Annotated in this window: 16 protein-coding genes; 9 read left to right on the forward strand and 7 right to left on the reverse strand. The window is 30.3% G+C overall.

What is annotated here, in order from left to right; all coding sequences use genetic code 11:
- Positions 1–28: 28 nt before the first annotated feature.
- Both L3J35_08975 and L3J35_08980 read right to left on the reverse strand, forming a co-directional pair.
- Positions 29–1,627, reverse strand: coding sequence for a CTP synthase (locus L3J35_08975; protein MCF6366321.1), 1,599 nt, complete (start codon positions 1,625–1,627; stop codon positions 29–31).
- Positions 1,628–1,649: 22 nt separating this feature from the next.
- The gene (locus tag L3J35_08980) at positions 1,650–3,659 is read right to left on the reverse strand and encodes a DUF349 domain-containing protein (protein ID MCF6366322.1); all 2,010 of its coding nucleotides are present in this window, start codon (positions 3,657–3,659) and stop codon (positions 1,650–1,652) included.
- A gap of 192 nt (positions 3,660–3,851) precedes the next feature.
- Between L3J35_08980 and L3J35_08985 the strand changes: the two genes are divergently transcribed.
- Together L3J35_08985 and ccsA are read left to right on the forward strand one after the other, a co-directional pair.
- Entirely contained in the window at positions 3,852–5,138 is a 1,287-nt protein-coding gene (locus L3J35_08985; protein ID MCF6366323.1) for a cytochrome c biogenesis protein ResB, read from the forward strand.
- Between the two features lie 4 nt (positions 5,139–5,142).
- Positions 5,143–6,030 (forward strand): cytochrome c biogenesis protein CcsA, encoded by an 888-nt coding sequence (gene ccsA / locus L3J35_08990; GenBank protein ID MCF6366324.1) that lies wholly within the window; start codon positions 5,143–5,145, stop codon positions 6,028–6,030.
- 1 nt (position 6,031) lies between these two features.
- Here ccsA and L3J35_08995 read toward each other — a convergent pair whose 3' ends face one another.
- Positions 6,032–8,599 (reverse strand): hypothetical protein, encoded by a 2,568-nt coding sequence (locus L3J35_08995; GenBank protein ID MCF6366325.1) that lies wholly within the window; start codon positions 8,597–8,599, stop codon positions 6,032–6,034.
- A 177-nt stretch (positions 8,600–8,776) separates the two neighbouring features.
- On the opposite strand from L3J35_08995, the gene L3J35_09000 reads away from it, so the two are divergent.
- Genes L3J35_09000 through L3J35_09025 form a run of 6 tightly spaced genes read left to right on the forward strand, consistent with a single transcriptional unit; the run spans position 8,777 to position 14,540 of the window.
- Complete coding sequence (locus L3J35_09000; GenBank protein MCF6366326.1) at positions 8,777–9,835, forward strand: N-acetylmuramoyl-L-alanine amidase; 1,059 nt, start codon at positions 8,777–8,779, stop codon at positions 9,833–9,835.
- Between the two features lie 14 nt (positions 9,836–9,849).
- A complete protein-coding gene (locus L3J35_09005) occupies positions 9,850–10,860 on the forward strand; it encodes an MlaD family protein (GenBank protein ID MCF6366327.1) in 1,011 nt (336 codons plus the stop codon).
- Positions 10,853–12,856, forward strand: a complete 2,004-nt coding sequence (ligA, locus tag L3J35_09010) for an NAD-dependent DNA ligase LigA (protein MCF6366328.1) — start codon at positions 10,853–10,855, stop codon at positions 12,854–12,856. Before L3J35_09005 ends, ligA begins: the two co-directional genes overlap by 8 nt.
- 54 nt (positions 12,857–12,910) lie before the next feature.
- On the forward strand, positions 12,911–13,432 hold the full coding sequence (locus L3J35_09015) for a hypothetical protein (GenBank protein MCF6366329.1): 522 nt from the start codon (positions 12,911–12,913) through the stop codon (positions 13,430–13,432).
- Positions 13,433–13,446: 14 nt separating this feature from the next.
- A complete protein-coding gene (gene dapA / locus L3J35_09020; protein ID MCF6366330.1) occupies positions 13,447–14,325 on the forward strand; it encodes a 4-hydroxy-tetrahydrodipicolinate synthase in 879 nt (292 codons plus the stop codon).
- Positions 14,325–14,540, forward strand: a complete 216-nt coding sequence (locus L3J35_09025) for a YwbE family protein (GenBank protein MCF6366331.1) — start codon at positions 14,325–14,327, stop codon at positions 14,538–14,540. Before dapA ends, L3J35_09025 begins: the two co-directional genes overlap by 1 nt.
- A gap of 13 nt (positions 14,541–14,553) precedes the next feature.
- Here the strand turns inward: L3J35_09025 and L3J35_09030 are convergent, their stop codons facing one another.
- The 4 genes from L3J35_09030 to L3J35_09045 are packed head-to-tail and all read right to left on the reverse strand — an operon-like array spanning position 14,554 to position 17,260.
- Positions 14,554–15,390, reverse strand: a complete 837-nt coding sequence (locus L3J35_09030; protein MCF6366332.1) for a DUF3592 domain-containing protein — start codon at positions 15,388–15,390, stop codon at positions 14,554–14,556.
- A 16-nt stretch (positions 15,391–15,406) separates the two neighbouring features.
- Entirely contained in the window at positions 15,407–16,189 is a 783-nt protein-coding gene (gene mazG, locus L3J35_09035; protein MCF6366333.1) for a nucleoside triphosphate pyrophosphohydrolase, read from the reverse strand.
- Entirely contained in the window at positions 16,186–16,485 is a 300-nt protein-coding gene (locus tag L3J35_09040; GenBank protein MCF6366334.1) for an antibiotic biosynthesis monooxygenase, read from the reverse strand. Before L3J35_09040 ends, mazG begins: the two co-directional genes overlap by 4 nt.
- Positions 16,466–17,260 (reverse strand): SAM-dependent chlorinase/fluorinase, encoded by a 795-nt coding sequence (locus L3J35_09045; GenBank protein MCF6366335.1) that lies wholly within the window; start codon positions 17,258–17,260, stop codon positions 16,466–16,468. The genes L3J35_09040 and L3J35_09045 overlap by 20 nt, the downstream gene beginning before the upstream one ends.
- A gap of 59 nt (positions 17,261–17,319) precedes the next feature.
- Between L3J35_09045 and L3J35_09050 the strand changes: the two genes are divergently transcribed.
- The gene (locus L3J35_09050) at positions 17,320–18,249 is read left to right on the forward strand and encodes a PhoH family protein (protein ID MCF6366336.1); all 930 of its coding nucleotides are present in this window, start codon (positions 17,320–17,322) and stop codon (positions 18,247–18,249) included.
- The last annotated feature ends 137 nt before the right edge of the window (positions 18,250–18,386 follow it).

Genomic DNA, 18,386 nt, shown 5'->3' on the forward strand with positions numbered 1-18,386 from the left:
TCTTTCTTATTTTTTTTAAATAATTAAACTATTTTGTTTTACAGGCTTTTAGAAATGAAATAAAAACCGGATGCGGATTTATTACCGTACTTTTATATTCAGGATGAAATTGAACACCGGTAAACCATTTATGTTTTTCCAGCTCTATAATTTCAACTAATTCTGATTCAGGATTTAATCCTGTTGCTTTCATTCCGTTGCTTTCAAAATCCTCTAAATATTTATTATTAAATTCGTATCTGTGACGATGACGTTCAGAGATATTTGCTTTTTTGTATTCATTAAAAAGTTTTGAATTTTCACTAAGTTTACAATTATATGCACCAAGTCGCATTGTGCCTCCTAAATCAATAATGTTTTTTTGTTGTTGCATTAAGTCAATAACAGGATAAGGGGTATTTTGATACATTTCTGTTGAATGTGCTTCTTTCAGATTAAGTACATTGCGTGCAAATTCAATTACTGCACATTGCATTCCGAGACAAATACCGAGAAAAGGCACATTATTTTCTCTTACAAATTTTATTGCATTTATTTTTCCTTCAATTCCTCTGTGTCCGAAACCGGGTGCGACAATAATTCCGTCAAATTCTTTTAATAACTCATCTGCATTTTCATTATTAATTTTCTCTGAATGCAATAATGTTATTTTCGGCTTGCAATCAATTCTTGCACCTGCATGAATTAAAGATTCGTTTATTGATTTATATGCATCGGGTAATTCTACATATTTACCGACTAATGCAATTTTAATTGTGCATTCGGCATTCTTAATTCTGTCAACAACTGATTTCCACTGCTTTAATTCAGGTGTTCCCTTAACAGGCAAATGAAATTTTCTTAAAACGGCTTCATCTAACTTCTCGTTTTGCATTAAAAGAGGAACTTCATAAATTGTTGATGCATCTATTGATTCGATAACGGAACTTAAACTGACATTACAAAATTTTGCAACTTTTTCTCTGATGTCAATTGTAAGTGGTTTTTCTGTTCTGAGAACTAAAATATCGGGTTGTACACCGTTTTCCAATAACATTTTTACCGAATGTTGCGTAGGTTTAGTTTTTAGTTCTTTGGAGGTTGATAAATAAGGTACTAGAGTAAGGTGTACTACAATGATTTGCCCTTCCAAATCCCATTTTAATTGCCTTATTGCTTCAATATAAGGAAAGGATTCAATATCTCCGACTGTTCCTCCAATTTCTGTGATAACAAAGTCATAATCTTCTTTTCCGAGAAGTTTGATTCTTCGTTTTATTTCGTCGGTAATATGCGGTATAACTTGTACGGTTTTCCCGAGATAATCTCCGCGTCTTTCTTTATCAATAACTGTTTGATAAATTCGACCTGTTGTAACATTGTTAGCTTGTGTTGTTCTTACATCGGTAAAACGCTCATAATGACCTAAATCCAAGTCTGTTTCGGCTCCGTCGTCAGTTACGAAACATTCTCCGTGTTCATAGGGGTTTAAAGTTCCGGGATCAATATTAATATAGGGGTCTAACTTTTGAATAGCAACTTTAAAACCTCTGCCCAAAAGTAATTTTGCTAAAGAAGATGAAATAATGCCTTTCCCCAGAGAAGAAGTAACGCCTCCCGTAATAAATATATATTTTGTTTCTTTCAAGGTTTAAATTGAGTTTACTATTTTATTCGTCACTTATATTTTCTAATTCTTCAATATTCTTTTTCATCATTGAAACTTTATCTTTTGCGGTTTCAATTTTATCATGAATATTTTTTATCAACGAATCTGACTCTTTTGAGCCACTGAAAAACCCAATATTATTTTCCCATATTCTGATATCATCATTTAACTTATCGATTTGATTTTGAAGTCTTGATATTTCTTTGTAAGCTAATCTGTCTGAACCGGGCGATTTTTTAATAATTTCAAGATTTTCGTTAAATTTAAGTTCACGTTGTTTTTCTTTGCTTATATTTAACTTCCCTAATTGAGTGTCAATAGCATTATGATACTGTTTATAAATTTCATCTTTACTGTCGAAAGGGACATATCCAATTTCCAAAAATCTGTTTTGGAATTCTTTTAAACTTTTCAAGTCTTCAATTTGATTATCTGAAAAATTGAATTCTTCAATTTCTTTTATTATTTCTTTCTTAAGAAATAAATTTTCTTTTTCGTTTGCTTTTTTACTTTTAAAATATTCTTTTTTTCTGTCAAAAAAGTTATTGCAAGCTTTTCTGAATCTTGTCCATATTTCATCAGAATATTTTTTAGGAACGGGTCCTATTGTTTTCCAGTCGTTTTGAATTTGCTTATATATTTCGGAAGTATTGTTCCATTCATTACTGTCTTGGAGGCTTTCAGCCTGCACACATAAATCTAATTTTTTCTGGTAATTATCATCTTTATGTTTTTCGCTCTCACTATAAAATTCTCTTATGCGAACAAAGAATTTATCGCAGGCAGTTTTAAATTGCTTATAAATTTCATTATTATGTTCTTTCGGAACATATCCTATTTTTTTCCAAAGTTTTTGAAGTTCAACTACCTGGTTGGAAGCATCTTTCCATTCTTTATGATTTGTATATTCTCCTATTGCATATTCATCAGCTTTGCTGACTAAGAATTGCTTTGATTCAAGATTTTTCTCTTGTTGAACTTTTATTTCCTCAATATATTCCGAAAATTTTTCATTTATTTTTATTGTTGCAGCTTGAAACCTGCTCCAAATATCTTCTCGGTTTTCATTAGAAACAGATCCTGTTTCTTTCCATTTTTTATGTAGATTTTGTAATTCTTTTTTTGCTTTTGAATAGTTTGACTCTAAAAGAAGTTCTTCTGCTTGTTCACATAATTTAATTTTTGCATCAAAATTCTTTTTAAAATCGAGTTCTCTAAGCTCTTTATTAACTTCTAAATAATCATAGAATTTTTGAACATTTTTATTATACTCGTCAAATAATACTTTTACATCATTTTTAGGCACCAAACCTATAGCATTCCATTTTTTTTGTAATTCTCTGAAATGATTAAATGTTTTATTAAATGTTTCGGGTTTGTTTATAAGTTCCTCAATTTCTTTTATAACTTTATATTTTAACTCAAGATTATTCTTTTTTTCATCATTTAATTTTCTTTCCCAGGTTTCCTGTTTATCAATAAACTTTTGGAATAAATCTTTAAATTCATTTTCTTTTTCATCTTTAACTGATTCATAGTCATCTGCATTTCCTCCGTCCTCAATAAATTTATCTTTTCTTTCTTGATCTTCTTTTTTTATTAAGTTATAAAAATTATCTCTTAAACTCTTTGCTTTTTTGTTATATTTTGTGGTATCATCATTTAACAGCAGTTCTTTAAAAACAACAATTATTTCTTCTTTTGATTTAGAAGAATAGTCGAATACTTCTTCTTCCGGAATGTCTTGTTCTTTAGTATCTTCTTGCTGTATTACCGCTTCCTTAGTTTCTGAAATATTTTCAGTATTTTTTTCCGAATTTTCATTTTTTTCAGGTTCAGCAGCTTTTTTTTCTGATTCAGAGTTAACTTCCTTGTTTAAGTTATCATCAGCATTTTTTTTATTCTGTTTTTCTTTTATTTTTTGTAATATTTTATCAGCACTGCTAAGTTCTTTTTTTTCATTAACAGTATCTTGCAAGTTTTCAGTATTTTCGGTATTTTTTTCAGACATGGGTTCTTATTTATTAAATTAAAAAGTGATAGAACATAAATTAATACAGACCGCAAATTTAATATATTATGTCAAAATCATCAAAAAAAAGGTTAAAGTTATACATAAATATAAAATAACTATTTAAAAAAACAAATACACATAATAAAAGATGAGATTATCTTTTATTATTTATATTTGCAAAAAAAAGACGTGAGCGATAATAATAAAAAAAGAAAACTATTTAAATTTCCGTGGCAATACAAAGAAGGGTTTGTAATTTCATTATTATTAATAATACTCGGATCGATTTTAGGCTTAATTACAAAAGAGCCGATAAATTTTCCGGGATTCCCGACAAATTTATCCTTTGTAATAACATACACATTATTATTAACAGCTATATATAAATTTGAAAGAAATAATAAAGTTGTACAATGGCTTTCCGGAATTCCTGCTGCTGTAAGTTCGATTATACTATTTACTGCTCTTTCCTTAATTCTCGGCATTGTTCCGCAAGTAAATACAGGGGTTGTTTTAAAAGATGATATATTCTTTTCGTTAGGCTTAAAACATATGGCAACAAGTTGGCTGTTGGTATTCGGATATTTCTTTTTTATGACTTCTTTAGGTTTTGCTACGGTAAAAATGTTTATGCCTTTTAAAAAGAAAAAATTAGGAATACTATTCAGCCACTTAGGGTTATACATTATCATTATTGCAGGAATTGCCGGGAGCGGAGATGCAATGAGAACTTATTTTTCTCTTGAAAAAGATGCGATTCCTACAAATATTGTCAGGGACTTTTATTCTGATAAAATGTATAAAACTCCTTTTAAATTGAAATTACGAGAATTTAATATTATTGAGTATAATCCTAAGATTGTTCTTGTTAAATCAAAAAATGACAGTTTAATTTTTCCTGATAATAATAAACATTTTATTGCTGGAGATTCATTAACGGGAGAATTTCAGGAATGGAAAATTAAAGTTGTTAAATATTTAAAATCATCATATCCTACTGACAGTTTATATTCAAATTTCACTGAAGCAAATTATATCGGTTCTCTGCCTTCTGCATTAGTTGAAATATATAATAAAAATAATGAATTAATAAACAAAGATTGGATTACTGCCGGAAATTTTGTTTGGTACAGAAAAAACATTGCTGTTAATGACAACTATTATTTTGCAATGTTAAAGCCCGAACCGAAAGAATTCAGTTCTGCTGTAACTGCTTTTTTGCCTGACGGAACTTCAGAAAATTTCATAATAAAAGTTAACAAACCTAAAACAATTATGGGCTGGAAAATATATCAAACAGGTTATGATACAACCAGAGGAAAATGGTCTAATCAAAGTATTTTAGAAGCAGGAAAAGATCCTTGGTTACCGGTTGTATATTCCGGAATATTTTTGCTGATAATCGGAGCATTTTATTTGTTTTGGTTAGGCGGTACAACAATTAAAAATGAAGATGAAATAACTAATAAAAATTAAGAAAATGAACTGGATAGATTTCCCGTATATTGCATATACAGCTGTTATGCTTTTAACTTTTTCATTTACTGTTTTTTTCTTTCCGGTTAAAAAGAAAATTAAGTATTTATTGGCAAATATTTTATCAATTACAGCAATTCTGCTGTTTGCTTATTTTATAACTTCGTTATGGGTAAGTCTTGAAAGACCTCCGTTACGAACCCTAGGAGAAACACGCCTTTGGTATGCAGTATTTTTGCCGATTTTAGGTTTAATAACTTTTAATCGTTGGAAGTATTTTTGGTTTTTGGCATACAGTAATCTTTTAGCTGTTGTATTTATTTTGATAAATTTATCGCATCCCGAAACTTATAACAAAACTTTAATGCCAGCCTTACAAAGCCCTTGGTTTGTGCCTCATGTTATTGTTTATATACTTTCTTATGCAGTATTAAGTGTTTCATGGTTGGTAGCAATAAAAGGTTTAACAATATCAAATTCTAAATTAAAGGGTTTTGCAAAAAATGTTTCGATTCTTTTAAGCCCGTTTTATTTTTTAATACAGCTTTTCTCAGAAGATGAAGACGAAAGCAGCGAAAAAGTTCTGAAAATGGCAGACAATATTGTATTTATCGGTTTTGCATTTCTGACTCTCGGCATATTATTCGGAGCTTTGTGGGCAAAAGAAGCTTGGGGTAATTATTGGACTTGGGATCCGAAAGAAACATGGGCATTATTAACTTTTTTAGTTTACCTTATTTATATTCATATAAGAACACACCACAAAGACAGAACAAAAATGCACTTACGGGTTTTAAGTATTTCTTTTATTTTTCTACTGGCAGCTTGGTTTGGTGTAAATTATATGCCGTCTGCAAAAAACAGTGTTCATACATATTCGCAACAAGAGTAGTTTAATTGTAATTTCTTATTACTTCTTTACGTTTTTCGTATTTTAAATCTTTAAGAACCGAAGATTTAATATTTATACGGAATGTATAACTTTTCCATGATCCGAAAGGAATAACATTAAAGCTCATTTCCCAACAGTGCAAATCTCTGTACACCGATAAATTTGCCGAAATAAACTTTTTTGCCGAAAAGTCATATCGTGAACTTGCAGTTATTTTCCAGTTATTTGTTAAAGAAAAGCTACCGTTTAAAGATGCAGTTTGCGTAGTTTTAGGAATAAATGATTGAGTGGCGGCATCAAAAACTGTTTTATTGAATACAAAATCATAATTTATGCTTAAATTCCAAGGAATATTAAAATCTGTGTACGGGATATCCGGATTTAAATAATAAAAAGAATTGCCGAGAAACCCGGAAGTCTTTGAAGCAGATTTATTTTTTTTCTTATTAGTTCTTAATGAACCGGAAACTGAAAAGCTCGCATTCTGAAACCTTGCAATTCTCTTATTTTCAACCAGTTCAAAAACATTTATTTTTTTTCCTACAGAGTCAACAGCATAAGGTTCAAAACTTGCGGCAAATCTTGCAGAAAAATTACCGAATAATTTTGTGTTACCGGCTATTCTTATCGGTGCCATATTTAAAGAATCTACGGCTAAATTATAAGATGTATTTACTGACAGATTATCTAAAAGCTTAATTTTTGTTGCTTCTTCAATAGTATCGTTTTTATTTTTCAACTTCATTTCAAAGTTATTCCCTATACTTAAACCTATTGCACCTCGTCTTCCGGTAGGAGGTGTTCCGTAAATAAACCCGGCTGTATGTGAATAGTACGGAGATATGCTGTCTAAACTGTTATAACCGTAAAAACCCCAAAATTCTCGACTGAAATCAGGATTATAATTAAATGAAATTGCGGGAGACATTACATGTCTTATTGCTTGTACTCGACCTTTATTAATATTTAAAGTTCCGTATAGTTTGGTTGAAAAAGGAACAGAAATACTAAAATTAAAAGGATGAGAAATTTTATTAATTGTATCTTGTGTTGCTTCTTGGATAATTTCATTATTATTGACAACAAATACATTTCTTTCGTTTAAATATTTTGCATATAAACGTCCGGTATAGCTTATTGACGGAGCAACATTAATAAATTCGAACAAACTAAAAGATGTACTGACAGGAACAGAATATTGCAAACCGTTTTGCATCCTATTTAATGTTTGGCGAGTAAAAAGTAAAGTATCAACCGTATTTACAGTATTTTTTGCATTAATATTAAGTGAATATCCTATTTTTTGATACCATTTTGAACTTCCTGTTCCTAAATTCTTAAAAGGAAACTGTTTTTTTACATTAAAAGAAAATGTCGGAAGGTTTAAATTTGTCATCTGTGTTTTTGTGTTTTGACTAAACCCCAGCTTTGCAGAAAAGTTAAAAACACTTCCGGGTTTAGACCACATATAAGAAATATTTGACGATTTCTGAGTATTTGCATTTTCAGAAATGTTCTTTGCATTCAAATCATTATGTCCAGACATTCCAAAGTCTAAATTGGTTGAGAAAGTACTGTTAGGATTTGCTTTTGTATCTTGTCTGTATGAGCTTTTTACCCAAAAAGTATTTCTTACAACAGAATTAGGCAATTCTTTTTCTCCGGTTCTGTGTTTACTGTAAACAAAATTTAATTTTCCCGAAAACTTATAAAGCACTTTAAAATCAGAATTCAAAGTTAAACCCCAACTTCCTTTTGAATAAACTTCACCGGTTAAAGAAGCATTTACTTTTTCGTTAATTGCCATAAAATACCCTCCGTTTCTTAAATAAAACCCCCTGGCTACATCTTCTCCGTATTCGGGAATAATTAATCCGGAAGAATTCTGTTTCTGGTTAGGCAATAAACCGAAAGGTAAACCGATAGGCAGAGGAATATCTGCAATTACAAAATTCATCGGTCCTGAAATTACATGCTTATCAGGAATTTTTTTTGCTTTGCTTAGCCTGATATAATAATGCGGATGATCTAAATCACAAGTCGTAAACTTTCCGTTTTTTATATGAAACTCTTTATTAGATTGCATCTTACCTCTGTCAGCATGTAGGTGAAAACCCTGCTCTTGATCCATCTTTGTATCAATAACCAAAGCTCTTTTACTTTTAAAGTTATATTTAATACTTTTTACGGTAAATGATTCCTTATCTTGTGTTAATATAGGCTTTGTTGTGCCTGAACTGTCTTCAACCATTTTTGCATACAAATAACTTTCATCTGTACTTATTTCAACATAGGCAGATTTTAAATTCATGTCGGTTGCGGATAAATCACCTATCCCGTATAAATACATTTTTTCTGCTGCTAAATCAAACAATATTGAGTCTGCACTTGTATAATCAATAACTTGGTCAATTGCATCCGAAGAAATTGTTTTAGTCTTTACAGAATCAACAGAAATACTGTCAGCAGTGATACTATTTGTTTGAATACCTGACAAGATAATTGAATCTTTTAATATAATATTCTTCTCAACCGAAATTGAATCTTCTTGAGACAAAACTATTTTCACAGAAAATAAAATTAACGACAGCAGTAAATACTTTGTATAAAAAAATCTATTTTTAATAATTAATATATTAATTTTGTTGAAATTCAAAAGAGTTAATTTTCATTGCAAAATTATAATAATAAAGATAACTATTAAAACTCGTTTATATTAATATTTGTTAAAACTGCAATATTAAAAATGATAAAACTTTTTAAAATAATATTTGTTGCTGTAAGCACGCTTTTTTTTAACACAACTTTTGCTCAAGATAAAACAGATAATGTTGATATAATAGTTATTGATGCAGGACACGGAGGAAAAGATCCCGGAGCAATCGGAAAAAAAAGTAAAGAAAAAGATTTAACTTTGGCAATAGCCTTAAAATTAGGAAAATATATCGAGACTAATCTTTCTGATGTTAAAGTAATTTACACAAGAGATACTGACGAATTTATCGAACTGCATAAAAGGTCTGAGACAGCAAATAAAAACAATGCAGACTTATTCGTTTCAATTCATGTAAATGCCAGTAGAGCAAGCCATGTTACAGGAACTTCAACATTTGTTATGGGGCTTAACAGAGCAGAAAAACAACTTGAAGTTGTTAAAAGAGAAAACTCTGTTATTCTTATAGAAGACAATTACAAAATAAAATATGAAGGATTTGACCCAAATTCACCCGAAACTGAAATAATATTCTCATTATACCAAAATGCATACTTAGAACAAAGTATTAAAATTGCCGGAAAAGTTCAAGAGCAATTTGCAGAAAAAGCAAAAAGAGTAAACAGAGATGTAAGGCAAGCAGGACTTGTAGTTCTTTGGAATTGTTCCATGCCCGGTATCTTAATTGAAACAGGCTTTATAACCAATCCGGAAGAAGAAAAATTCCTGAATACAGAAGACGGACAATCAATAATTGCTTCTTCAATATACAGAGCAATAAAAGATTATAAAAATATTATTGAAGGAATAAAAGACCCTGTTATTGAAAATAACATTGTTTTTAAAATCCAAATTGCATATTCAGGAAAAAAAATTAATACTGTTCCTGAAAATTTTAAAGGAGTAGAAAATGTAGAAAGAGTTGAAGACGGAAAATATTACAGGTATTTTACCGGAAATGCTAAAACCTATGAAGAAATTGCAGAACTTCAAAGTAAAATCAGAAAAAAAATACCGGCAGCTTATGTTGTAGCACTCAACAACGGTAAACTGATTACAGTTAAAGATGCTTTGCAATTGTTAAACTATTAATTCTATCTGAAAAAATGACAAAAGAACAAAAAAGAATAACTAAAACAGGTATATTATTTACCATCATAACATTTCTTACCATTTGGGGTGTAAATTATATCAGAAGCAACGATATATTATCGAGTAAAACTAAATTATTCGGTGTATATAGTAACGTAAAAGAGCTGTCGGAAGGAAATCATGTTTTTCTTAACGGTACAAAAATAGGAAAAGTTGCTCATGTTGATTTTATTGACGGAAACTTAGATAAATTAATTGTTGAATTTCATATTCGAAATGACATTAAAATACCGGACAGTTCAATAGCCATGATTACCAGCACTGATATTATGGGTACTATGGGAATTAAAATAATTATTAATAAAGAAACTGACAAATTTCATTCGTCAGGAGACACTTTAATTTCAAAGGTTGAAGCAAGTATACAAGAAGAAGTTAACGAGCAAATACTTCCGTTGAAACTGAAAACTGAAAGTATGCTCGGAACACTGGATTCGTTATTAGTAGCTTTCAGGGCAGTTTTTAATCCGACAACAAGATCAAATATTAAAAAAAGTTTCGCACATATTCAAGCAACCTTAACAAATCTTGAAAGTACATCACTTACATTAGATACATTAATGACTTCAGAGAAAAAACGTATCTCGGCTATTATAAGTAACGCAGAATCAATTACAAAAAACCTTAAAAGCAACAATGAAAATATAAATAAAATCTTAGATAACTTTGGCGAAATAAGTGACTCGTTATCAGCTGTTAATTTTATAAACATAATTCATCAAGCCGACAATTCTATTACAAAATTCAGCAAAGTAATGGATAAAATCGAAAAAGGCGAAGGCACATTAGGTTTATTACTAAAAGACGAAGAATTGTATAACAAACTTAATAACTCGTCTGATGCACTTGACAAACTTCTTATTGATATTAAAGAAAACCCAAAAAGATATGTTCGTTTTTCAGCTATAAACTTCGGAAAAAAAATTATTGTTAACGAAACTGATTCTGTATCAAAAAATGAATAAAAAAGATATTCAAAATAAAATTGAGAAATTAAGAAAAGAACTTTCAAAACATAATTATAATTACTACATACTTTCGCAGCCTACAATTTCGGATTACGATTATGATATGATGCTCAAAAAATTAGAAGCATTAGAAAAACAATATCCTGAATTTAATGACCCAAACTCTCCTACCTTGCGTGTAGGTACCGACAGAGATAATACGTTTATACAAGTTGAACATGAATATCCTATGCTTTCTCTCGGGAATACTTATAATTTCGGAGAACTTAAAGATTTCGATAACCGAATTAAAAAATTACTGGGTGCTGAAACTTCATATAAGTATGCTTGCGAACTAAAATATGACGGAACTGCAATAAGCATTAAATATAAAAACGGAAAGTTCTTTCAAGCAGTAACAAGAGGCGACGGCACAAAAGGAGATAATGTTTCGGAAAACGTAAAAACAATTCGTTCAATTCCGTTAAGACTGCAAGGAAGCAACTACCCTGAAAATTTTGAAATAAGAGGTGAAATTATAATGCCTCACAATATTTTTAAAGAATTAAATAAAGAACGAGAAGACATAGGAGAAACCCCTTTTGCAAATCCCAGAAATGCTGCTTCCGGAAGTTTGAAAATGAAAAATTCATCAGAAGTTGCTAAACGTAAGTTAGATGCATTCTTATATTTTCTTCTCGGAGATAATTTGCCTTCCGATTCTCATATTGAAAATTTAAATATCGCAAAAACTTGGGGCTTTAAAATATCCGATGACAAAAAACTTGCAAATAATATTGATGAAGTAATTGGCTTTATAAACTTTTGGGACAAAGAACGAGAAAACCTGACTTATGATATTGACGGAATAGTAATTAAAGTTGATTCAAAAAAACAGCAAGATGAACTCGGTTTTACCGGAAAATCACCACGCTGGGCAATTTCATACAAATTTAAAGCAGAGCGTGTTGTAAGCAAACTTCTAAAAATAACGTATCAAGTAGGAAGAACCGGAGCAATAACACCGGTTGCAAATCTTGAACCCGTTCAATTGGCAGGAACAACTGTTAAAAGAGCATCTTTGCACAATGCCGACATAATAAAAGAAATGGATGTAAGAGAAGGTGATATTGTTTTTGTTGAAAAAGGAGGCGAAATTATTCCCAAAATTGTAGCTGTTGATAAAGATAAAAGAGATATTTTTTCAAAAGAAACCGTTTATATTAAAAATTGTCCTGCTTGCGACAGTAAACTTCTAAGAATCGAAGGAGAAGCCCAGCATTATTGTACAAATTCGCTTGAATGTCCTCCGCAGATTAAAGGAAAAACGGAACATTTTGTCAGCCGAAAAGCAATGGATATTAATTGCGGAGAAGCAACAATTAATGCTCTTTATAATGCAGGACACCTTAATAACATTGCAGATTTCTATAATTTGACCTTCAAGCAAATATATGATTTAGAGGGGTTTAAAGAAAAATCTGCAAATAATCTGCTTGAAAGTATTAACCAATCAAAATCAGTTCCTTTTGAACGTGTTTTGTATGCCCTCGGAATAAGATTTGTCGGCAACACAGTTGCAAAAATTCTGGCAAAAAACTTTAAAAATATCGAAAATATTGAAAAAGCAACTATCGAAGAATTAACAAAAGTTGATGAAATAGGAGAACGTATTGCCGAAAGCGTTTTTAATTTCTTCAGGAATAAAAGAAATATTAAGATCATTAATACTCTGAAAAATGCAGGCTTACAGTTTGAAGTTAAAGAAGTTGAAGGGGAAACTGATATTCTCAAAGGAAAAAAAATTGTTATATCAGGAACATTTTCAAAACATTCAAGAAACGAGTTGAAGCAAATGATTGAACAAAACGGAGGTAAAAATACAAGTTCTGTTTCTAAAAGCACTGATTTTTTTCTTGCCGGCGAAAATGTAGGTCCGTCGAAACTTGAAAAAGTTGAAAAGTTCGGAATTACTAAAATTTCGGAAGATGAATTTCTTGAAATGTTAAAATAAATTCATAATTTCAACATCATTTTGTATTATTGTAAAGAATAATAAAAAAATATCGTGGGATTAAAAGACATCATTATTTCAAAAAAAATACGAAAAATAAATCGTAATGTTCAATTTCATAATTTTGAAACTGCAAAATCTGTTGCTATTCTGTTTACCATAGGAAATAAACCTGAATTTGATACCGTAAAAAATTATTATAAAGAAATTGAAGCAAAAAATATTAATACACATGCTTTAGGTTTTGTAAAAAAACCGGACGAAATAGGACAAGTATATTTCGGACAAGGCAATTTCAACTTTTATTCCGAAAAACACATAACAAATATCGGTAAAATTAAAGAAGAAGTTGTAAACAACTTTATAAAACAAGAATTTGATATTTTAATTAACCTATCTTGTATTAATAACTTTTATGTTGAATACATTTTTGCTTTATCAAAAGCAAAATTTAAAGTTTCGGGAATTATTAATTGCAAATATTCCGACCTAAATATTAACTTCAAACGAGAAAAAGGCTTGCAATATATGATTTCTCAAATTAATCATTATTTGAATACTATTAAAAAAGCTTAAAAAATTATAAAGATATGCAAAGCAAACTAACAGGAACCGGAGTAGCAATGGTTACACCGTTCAGAAATGACGACAGTATTGATTTCGGAGCTTTAAAAAAGCTAACGGAACATATTATTAACGGAGGAGTTGATTTTTTAGTAGTTATGGGAACAACCGGAGAAAACCCTGTTCTTTCCGAACAAGAGCAAACGGCTGTTTTAGACTATATTACAGAAGTTTCAGAAAAAAAAGTACCGATTGTATTCGGTATTGCCGGTAATAATACACAAGCTGTTGTTAACAGAATTAAAAATACCGATTTCACGAATATTGATGCAATTTTATCTGCAACACCTTACTATAATAAACCCACCCAAGAAGGTTTATATGCTCATTATAAAACAATTGCAGGAGCTTGTCCTGTTCCTGTTATTTTGTATAACGTGCCGGGAAGAACTTCAGTAAATATGAATGCAGAAACTACCTTGAAATTAGCAAATAATTTCGAAAATATAATTGCCGTAAAAGAAGCATCCGGTAATTTAGACCAAATAATGCAAATAATTAAGAATAAACCTGAGGGTTTTTCTGTTTTATCAGGAGATGATACATACACAATGCCTTATATTGCTATGGGAATGAACGGTGTAATTTCAGTAACGGGAAATGCTTATCCGAAAGAGTTTTCCGATATGGTAAAAGCATCTTTAAAATATGATTTCAAAACTGCACAAAAACTTCATTATAAATTACTTGATTTATCAAACAGCCTATTCAGAGAAGGTAACCCCGGAGGTGTAAAAGCTGCTTTGGAAATACTGGGTATTTGCGAAAAACACGTACGATTGCCTTTAGCATCTGTAAGTAATGAAACTTATGAAATTATTAAAGCAAATATGAAAAATATATAATGCAAGAATCAAAACTTTCAGGCAAAAACCGAAGCAATATTAAAATAGGACAGGAAGTTGAGATTATTCAAAAACAACATCAAAGAACCGGAGAATTAACCGACGGTTTTGTGTACAAAATTTTAACAAAATCTAAACACCATCCGCACGGAATTAAAGTTGAACTGGATACAGGAGAAGTCGGGCGTGTTCAAAATATTTTGGGTGCTGAATAATTTCACAATACTTTCATTTAACTTTTTTATCAATCTCCTTTTTAAAAAACCTTCTTACACTTTTTGGCAATGTATCAACTAAAACAGCTTCTTCAGGATTTCCAGAATTATAAATAACAGGTTCTTTCCCTTCATCTTCAAGAAGATATGTTTTGTGGGTATTTCCTGTTGCAGTATATAAATTACCGTCTGTTGCAATAAAATCAAAATAAAACTTATAAACAGCCTGCTTATTTATACTTACATTGGTTGCCTCTTTTCTGCTGTAAGTTCCGAAAGCAACTTTCCCGAATTTAAGAATATTAACGTTTCGGATTCCTTTTTTAATACCGAAATAAAGCATGGTTATACCTGCAACGGGAAATATCAACAAAAACAATAATACCCACTTAGGAAATTGTTCGGTTTCCATTCCTGCAATAACTGATTCCTCCGGATTTATTTCATTATACCTTACTGCAACATTATCTCCGGGTCTGTCATATCTATGGCTTGCAAAAGAGATGCCTGAGTATTGAATTCCTTCTTTATTTTTAAATTTATAATGATATTCAAAAACCTGATTATTATTAATATAGGTGTTGGTAGGTATTATATCTGTAATTTCTCCGTTAACAGAAGGAGAATTATCAGAAACCGAAATTGTGTTAAACTGAACGGAAACCAACATAACAAATAAGAAAATTCCGCCGAAAAGTGTAAATACTAATCCGATTGTTGCCATAATATCTGAAAACATAACAGCAATTTTTATAAACACCGGAATTGTATTCTCTTTTACAATTGTTGCTTCACTTGATGTGAATCGGTTCCTGCTTGCCGAATATTTAGATTTAAATCTGTTTTTCATGTTTTACATTTTAGTTTTATTCATTATTTTTTGCTTTCTGCCAAACAATTTCCATTTCTTCCAAACTCATATCTTTAAGAGACAAGCCTTTATTAATTGTATTCTTTTCTAAGAAATTAAATCTTTTAATAAACTTTCGATTAGTTCTTTCCAATGCGTTATCCGGATTTATATCATACAATCGAGCAGCATTTATTAAAGAAAACATCAAGTCGCCGAATTCATCTTCCATTTTTTCTTTATCTCCGTTTTTTATTTCTTCCTCAAATTCCGACAATTCTTCTTTTACTTTTCCCCAAACTTGTTCTTTTTCATCCCAATCGAATCCTACTCCCCTCGCCTTTTCCTGCATTCTTACTGCTTTTATCATCGAAGGTAAAGAACTTGGAATTCCGCTGAGAACTTTTCCTCCGCTTCCTTTTTCTTTTAATTTTAGTTCTTCCCAGTTCTTTTTAACATCTTCCGGATTATCGGCAACTTCATTTCCGAAAACATGCGGATGCCTGTAAATCAGCTTATCTGAAAGACTGTTTATAACATCTGCTATATCAAATTGCTTTTTTTCTGATGCAATTTTTGAATAAAAAATAATATGTAAAAATAAATCTCCGAGTTCTTTTTTTATTCCGTTTACATCATTTTCCAAAACTGCATCGACAAGCTCGTATGTTTCTTCAATAGTCATTGCACGAAGAGTTTCATTTGTTTGTTCTTTATCCCAAGGACATTTTTCACGAATATCATCCATTATTTCAAGAATTTTCTTGAATGCTTCTAATTTATCTTGAATTGTATTCATATATCCTCATTATTAACATTTACCAAACTCCACGCCTCAGGTTTATCGGCAAACCATTTTTTTGTTTTCGGCCAAATATTCTTAAAAAAGTCCGAATTTCTGTAATTATTTAAATCATTTTCGCTATTCCAACAACTGTATGTAAAGAAAATTTCCGGATTTGCAACATCTTGCAATATATCTAAATAATTGCAACCTTCTTGGTTTCTTATAATACTTTTTATATCTTTTGTAAAGTTTTTAAAGTTTTCAATATATTTTTCTTGAAACTTCATTTTAACTATTCTTGTTATCATAAAATTCTATTCTGATTTTTGTATCGTAATTAAAACTGAAAATTTCTGTGATTTTTCCTTTATACATTGCTATCTCAAGTAAACCCAAAGAGTTAAATATTGCAACCAAATCCCCTTTCTCGACTTCTTGATAGGAGTTGCTTATTTTATTTATTTTATATGAATGACTTCCTGCATAAATAACATAAGGTCTTCCCCGCCCTATCTCCTGAAAAAGAACATAATTAATATCCGTAATTGCATTTTTATAACTGTTAATATACACCAAATGACCTAAAATATAATCTTTATCATAAGTAGGATTTAATGCCATTAAACGTTTTACAGAAGTTGCTTCTTCTCCGAATTCATCAATTTCTTTACCGAGAATAATTTTACATGCAATTTTTCCGAAAGAAAACAAAGCAGGAACTCTGAATTTATTATCTTCACACGGGCTTATTTCTATAATCTTTTCTATTTCAGACGGTTCAAAAACAAGGCTGAACAAACCGGTATCAGCAGTAATAAAATATTGATTAAATACTTTTGCTATTAAATGATTTTTATTTTCTGAACATTCTCCGTCAACTCCGATTATATGAACAGTATTATCAGGAAAATCTTTATAACTGTTTTTTAAAACAAAGGCAGCTTTTGCAATACTGTGATGCTTTATATTATGAGCCAAATCAACAATACTGAGTTTTTCACAAGAACTTAATAATTGCCCTTTTAATCTTCCGAGAATAAAGTCATCATTATTTCTGTCAGTTATTAATGTGATTACAGGCAAAAATCTTATTTTTTAGGTAAAATATATTTACTTTGTCTTTGCAAAAATAAGATTACTTAATGATTGAGAAAAATATATATTTAGAACATGACTCTTTAATTGACTTTTACGGAAAAGAAAGTGAAAATATCAAAAAAATAAAGCAGCTTTTTCCTAAACTTAAAATTGTTATAAGAGGTGATGAAATAAAAGCCGACGGAGAAGAAAATGAAATTGAAAATTTCTCTCGATTTATAGATAATATAAAAAAACAAATTGAAAGGTATAATAAGCTGGAAATTAATGATATTGAATTAATCTTTCAAGAAAAAATACAATTTAATAAATCGGAAGATGTAATTGTGTACGGCGTAAGCGGCAAACCGATTGTTCCTCGTTCTGAAAATCAAAAGAAATTTGTTATTCAGTATCAAAAAAATGACATGTTGTTTGCGGTAGGTCTTGCAGGAACAGGAAAAACATATCTCGCCATTGCATTGGCTGTCAGGGCATTAAAAAACAATGAAATAAAGCGTATTATTTTAAGTCGTCCTGCCGTTGAAGCAGGAGAAAATCTTGGATTTCTTCCCGGAGATTTAAAAAATAAACTTGATCCTTATTTGCAAGCACTTTATGATGCTTTATTAGATATACTGCCGGGAGCAAAACTTAACAAACTTATGGAACAAGGGGTAATACAAATTGCTCCGTTAGCCTTTATGCGAGGCAGAACTTTAAGCGATGCGGTTGTAATTTTAGATGAAGCCCAAAATACGACAGTTGCACAACTAAAAATGTTCTTAACCAGAATGGGTGAGAATTCAAAATTTATAATTACCGGAGATATTACACAAATTGATTTACCTAAAAAATCAAACTCAGGATTATTAAAAGTCAGTAAAATATTAAAAGGTATAAAAGGAATTGAATTTATATTTTTCAATAAAGATGATATTGTAAGGCACAAGCTGGTTTCTCCTATTATTGAAGCTTTTGAGAAAGACGGTTAGTACTAATAATACAATGTCGTTTAGTTAATAATCTGTCATAACCTTTTGTAATTCATAGAATAAGGTTTCTTTTGCCGATGTTTTCGAATGTTTTTCCGATTAGGTCTTACAAGCTCCCGGGTGTTGTAAACAATTTT

Source organism: Bacteroidales bacterium, from assembly GCA_021648725.1.
Taxonomy (GTDB): domain Bacteria; phylum Bacteroidota; class Bacteroidia; order Bacteroidales; family JAADGE01; genus JAADGE01.

Bases quoted from the DNA above. Each gene is read 5' to 3' on its own strand.
- L3J35_09040 (MCF6366334.1), bottom strand. From the start codon at position 16,485: ATGATAACAAGAATAGTTAAAATGAAGTTTCAAGAAAAATATATTGAA.
- L3J35_09050 (MCF6366336.1), top strand. From the start codon at position 17,320: ATGATTGAGAAAAATATATATTTAGAACATGACTCTTTAATTGACTTT.
- L3J35_09030 (MCF6366332.1), bottom strand. From the start codon at position 15,390: ATGAAAAACAGATTTAAATCTAAATATTCGGCAAGCAGGAACCGATTC.
- ligA (MCF6366328.1), top strand. From the start codon at position 10,853: ATGAATAAAAAAGATATTCAAAATAAAATTGAGAAATTAAGAAAAGAA.
- L3J35_08980 (MCF6366322.1), bottom strand. From the start codon at position 3,659: ATGTCTGAAAAAAATACCGAAAATACTGAAAACTTGCAAGATACTGTT.
- L3J35_09005 (MCF6366327.1), top strand. From the start codon at position 9,850: ATGACAAAAGAACAAAAAAGAATAACTAAAACAGGTATATTATTTACC.
- dapA (MCF6366330.1), top strand. From the start codon at position 13,447: ATGCAAAGCAAACTAACAGGAACCGGAGTAGCAATGGTTACACCGTTC.
- mazG (MCF6366333.1), bottom strand. From the start codon at position 16,189: ATGAATACAATTCAAGATAAATTAGAAGCATTCAAGAAAATTCTTGAA.
- L3J35_09000 (MCF6366326.1), top strand. From the start codon at position 8,777: ATGATAAAACTTTTTAAAATAATATTTGTTGCTGTAAGCACGCTTTTT.
- L3J35_09025 (MCF6366331.1), top strand. From the start codon at position 14,325: ATGCAAGAATCAAAACTTTCAGGCAAAAACCGAAGCAATATTAAAATA.
- ccsA (MCF6366324.1), top strand. From the start codon at position 5,143: ATGAACTGGATAGATTTCCCGTATATTGCATATACAGCTGTTATGCTT.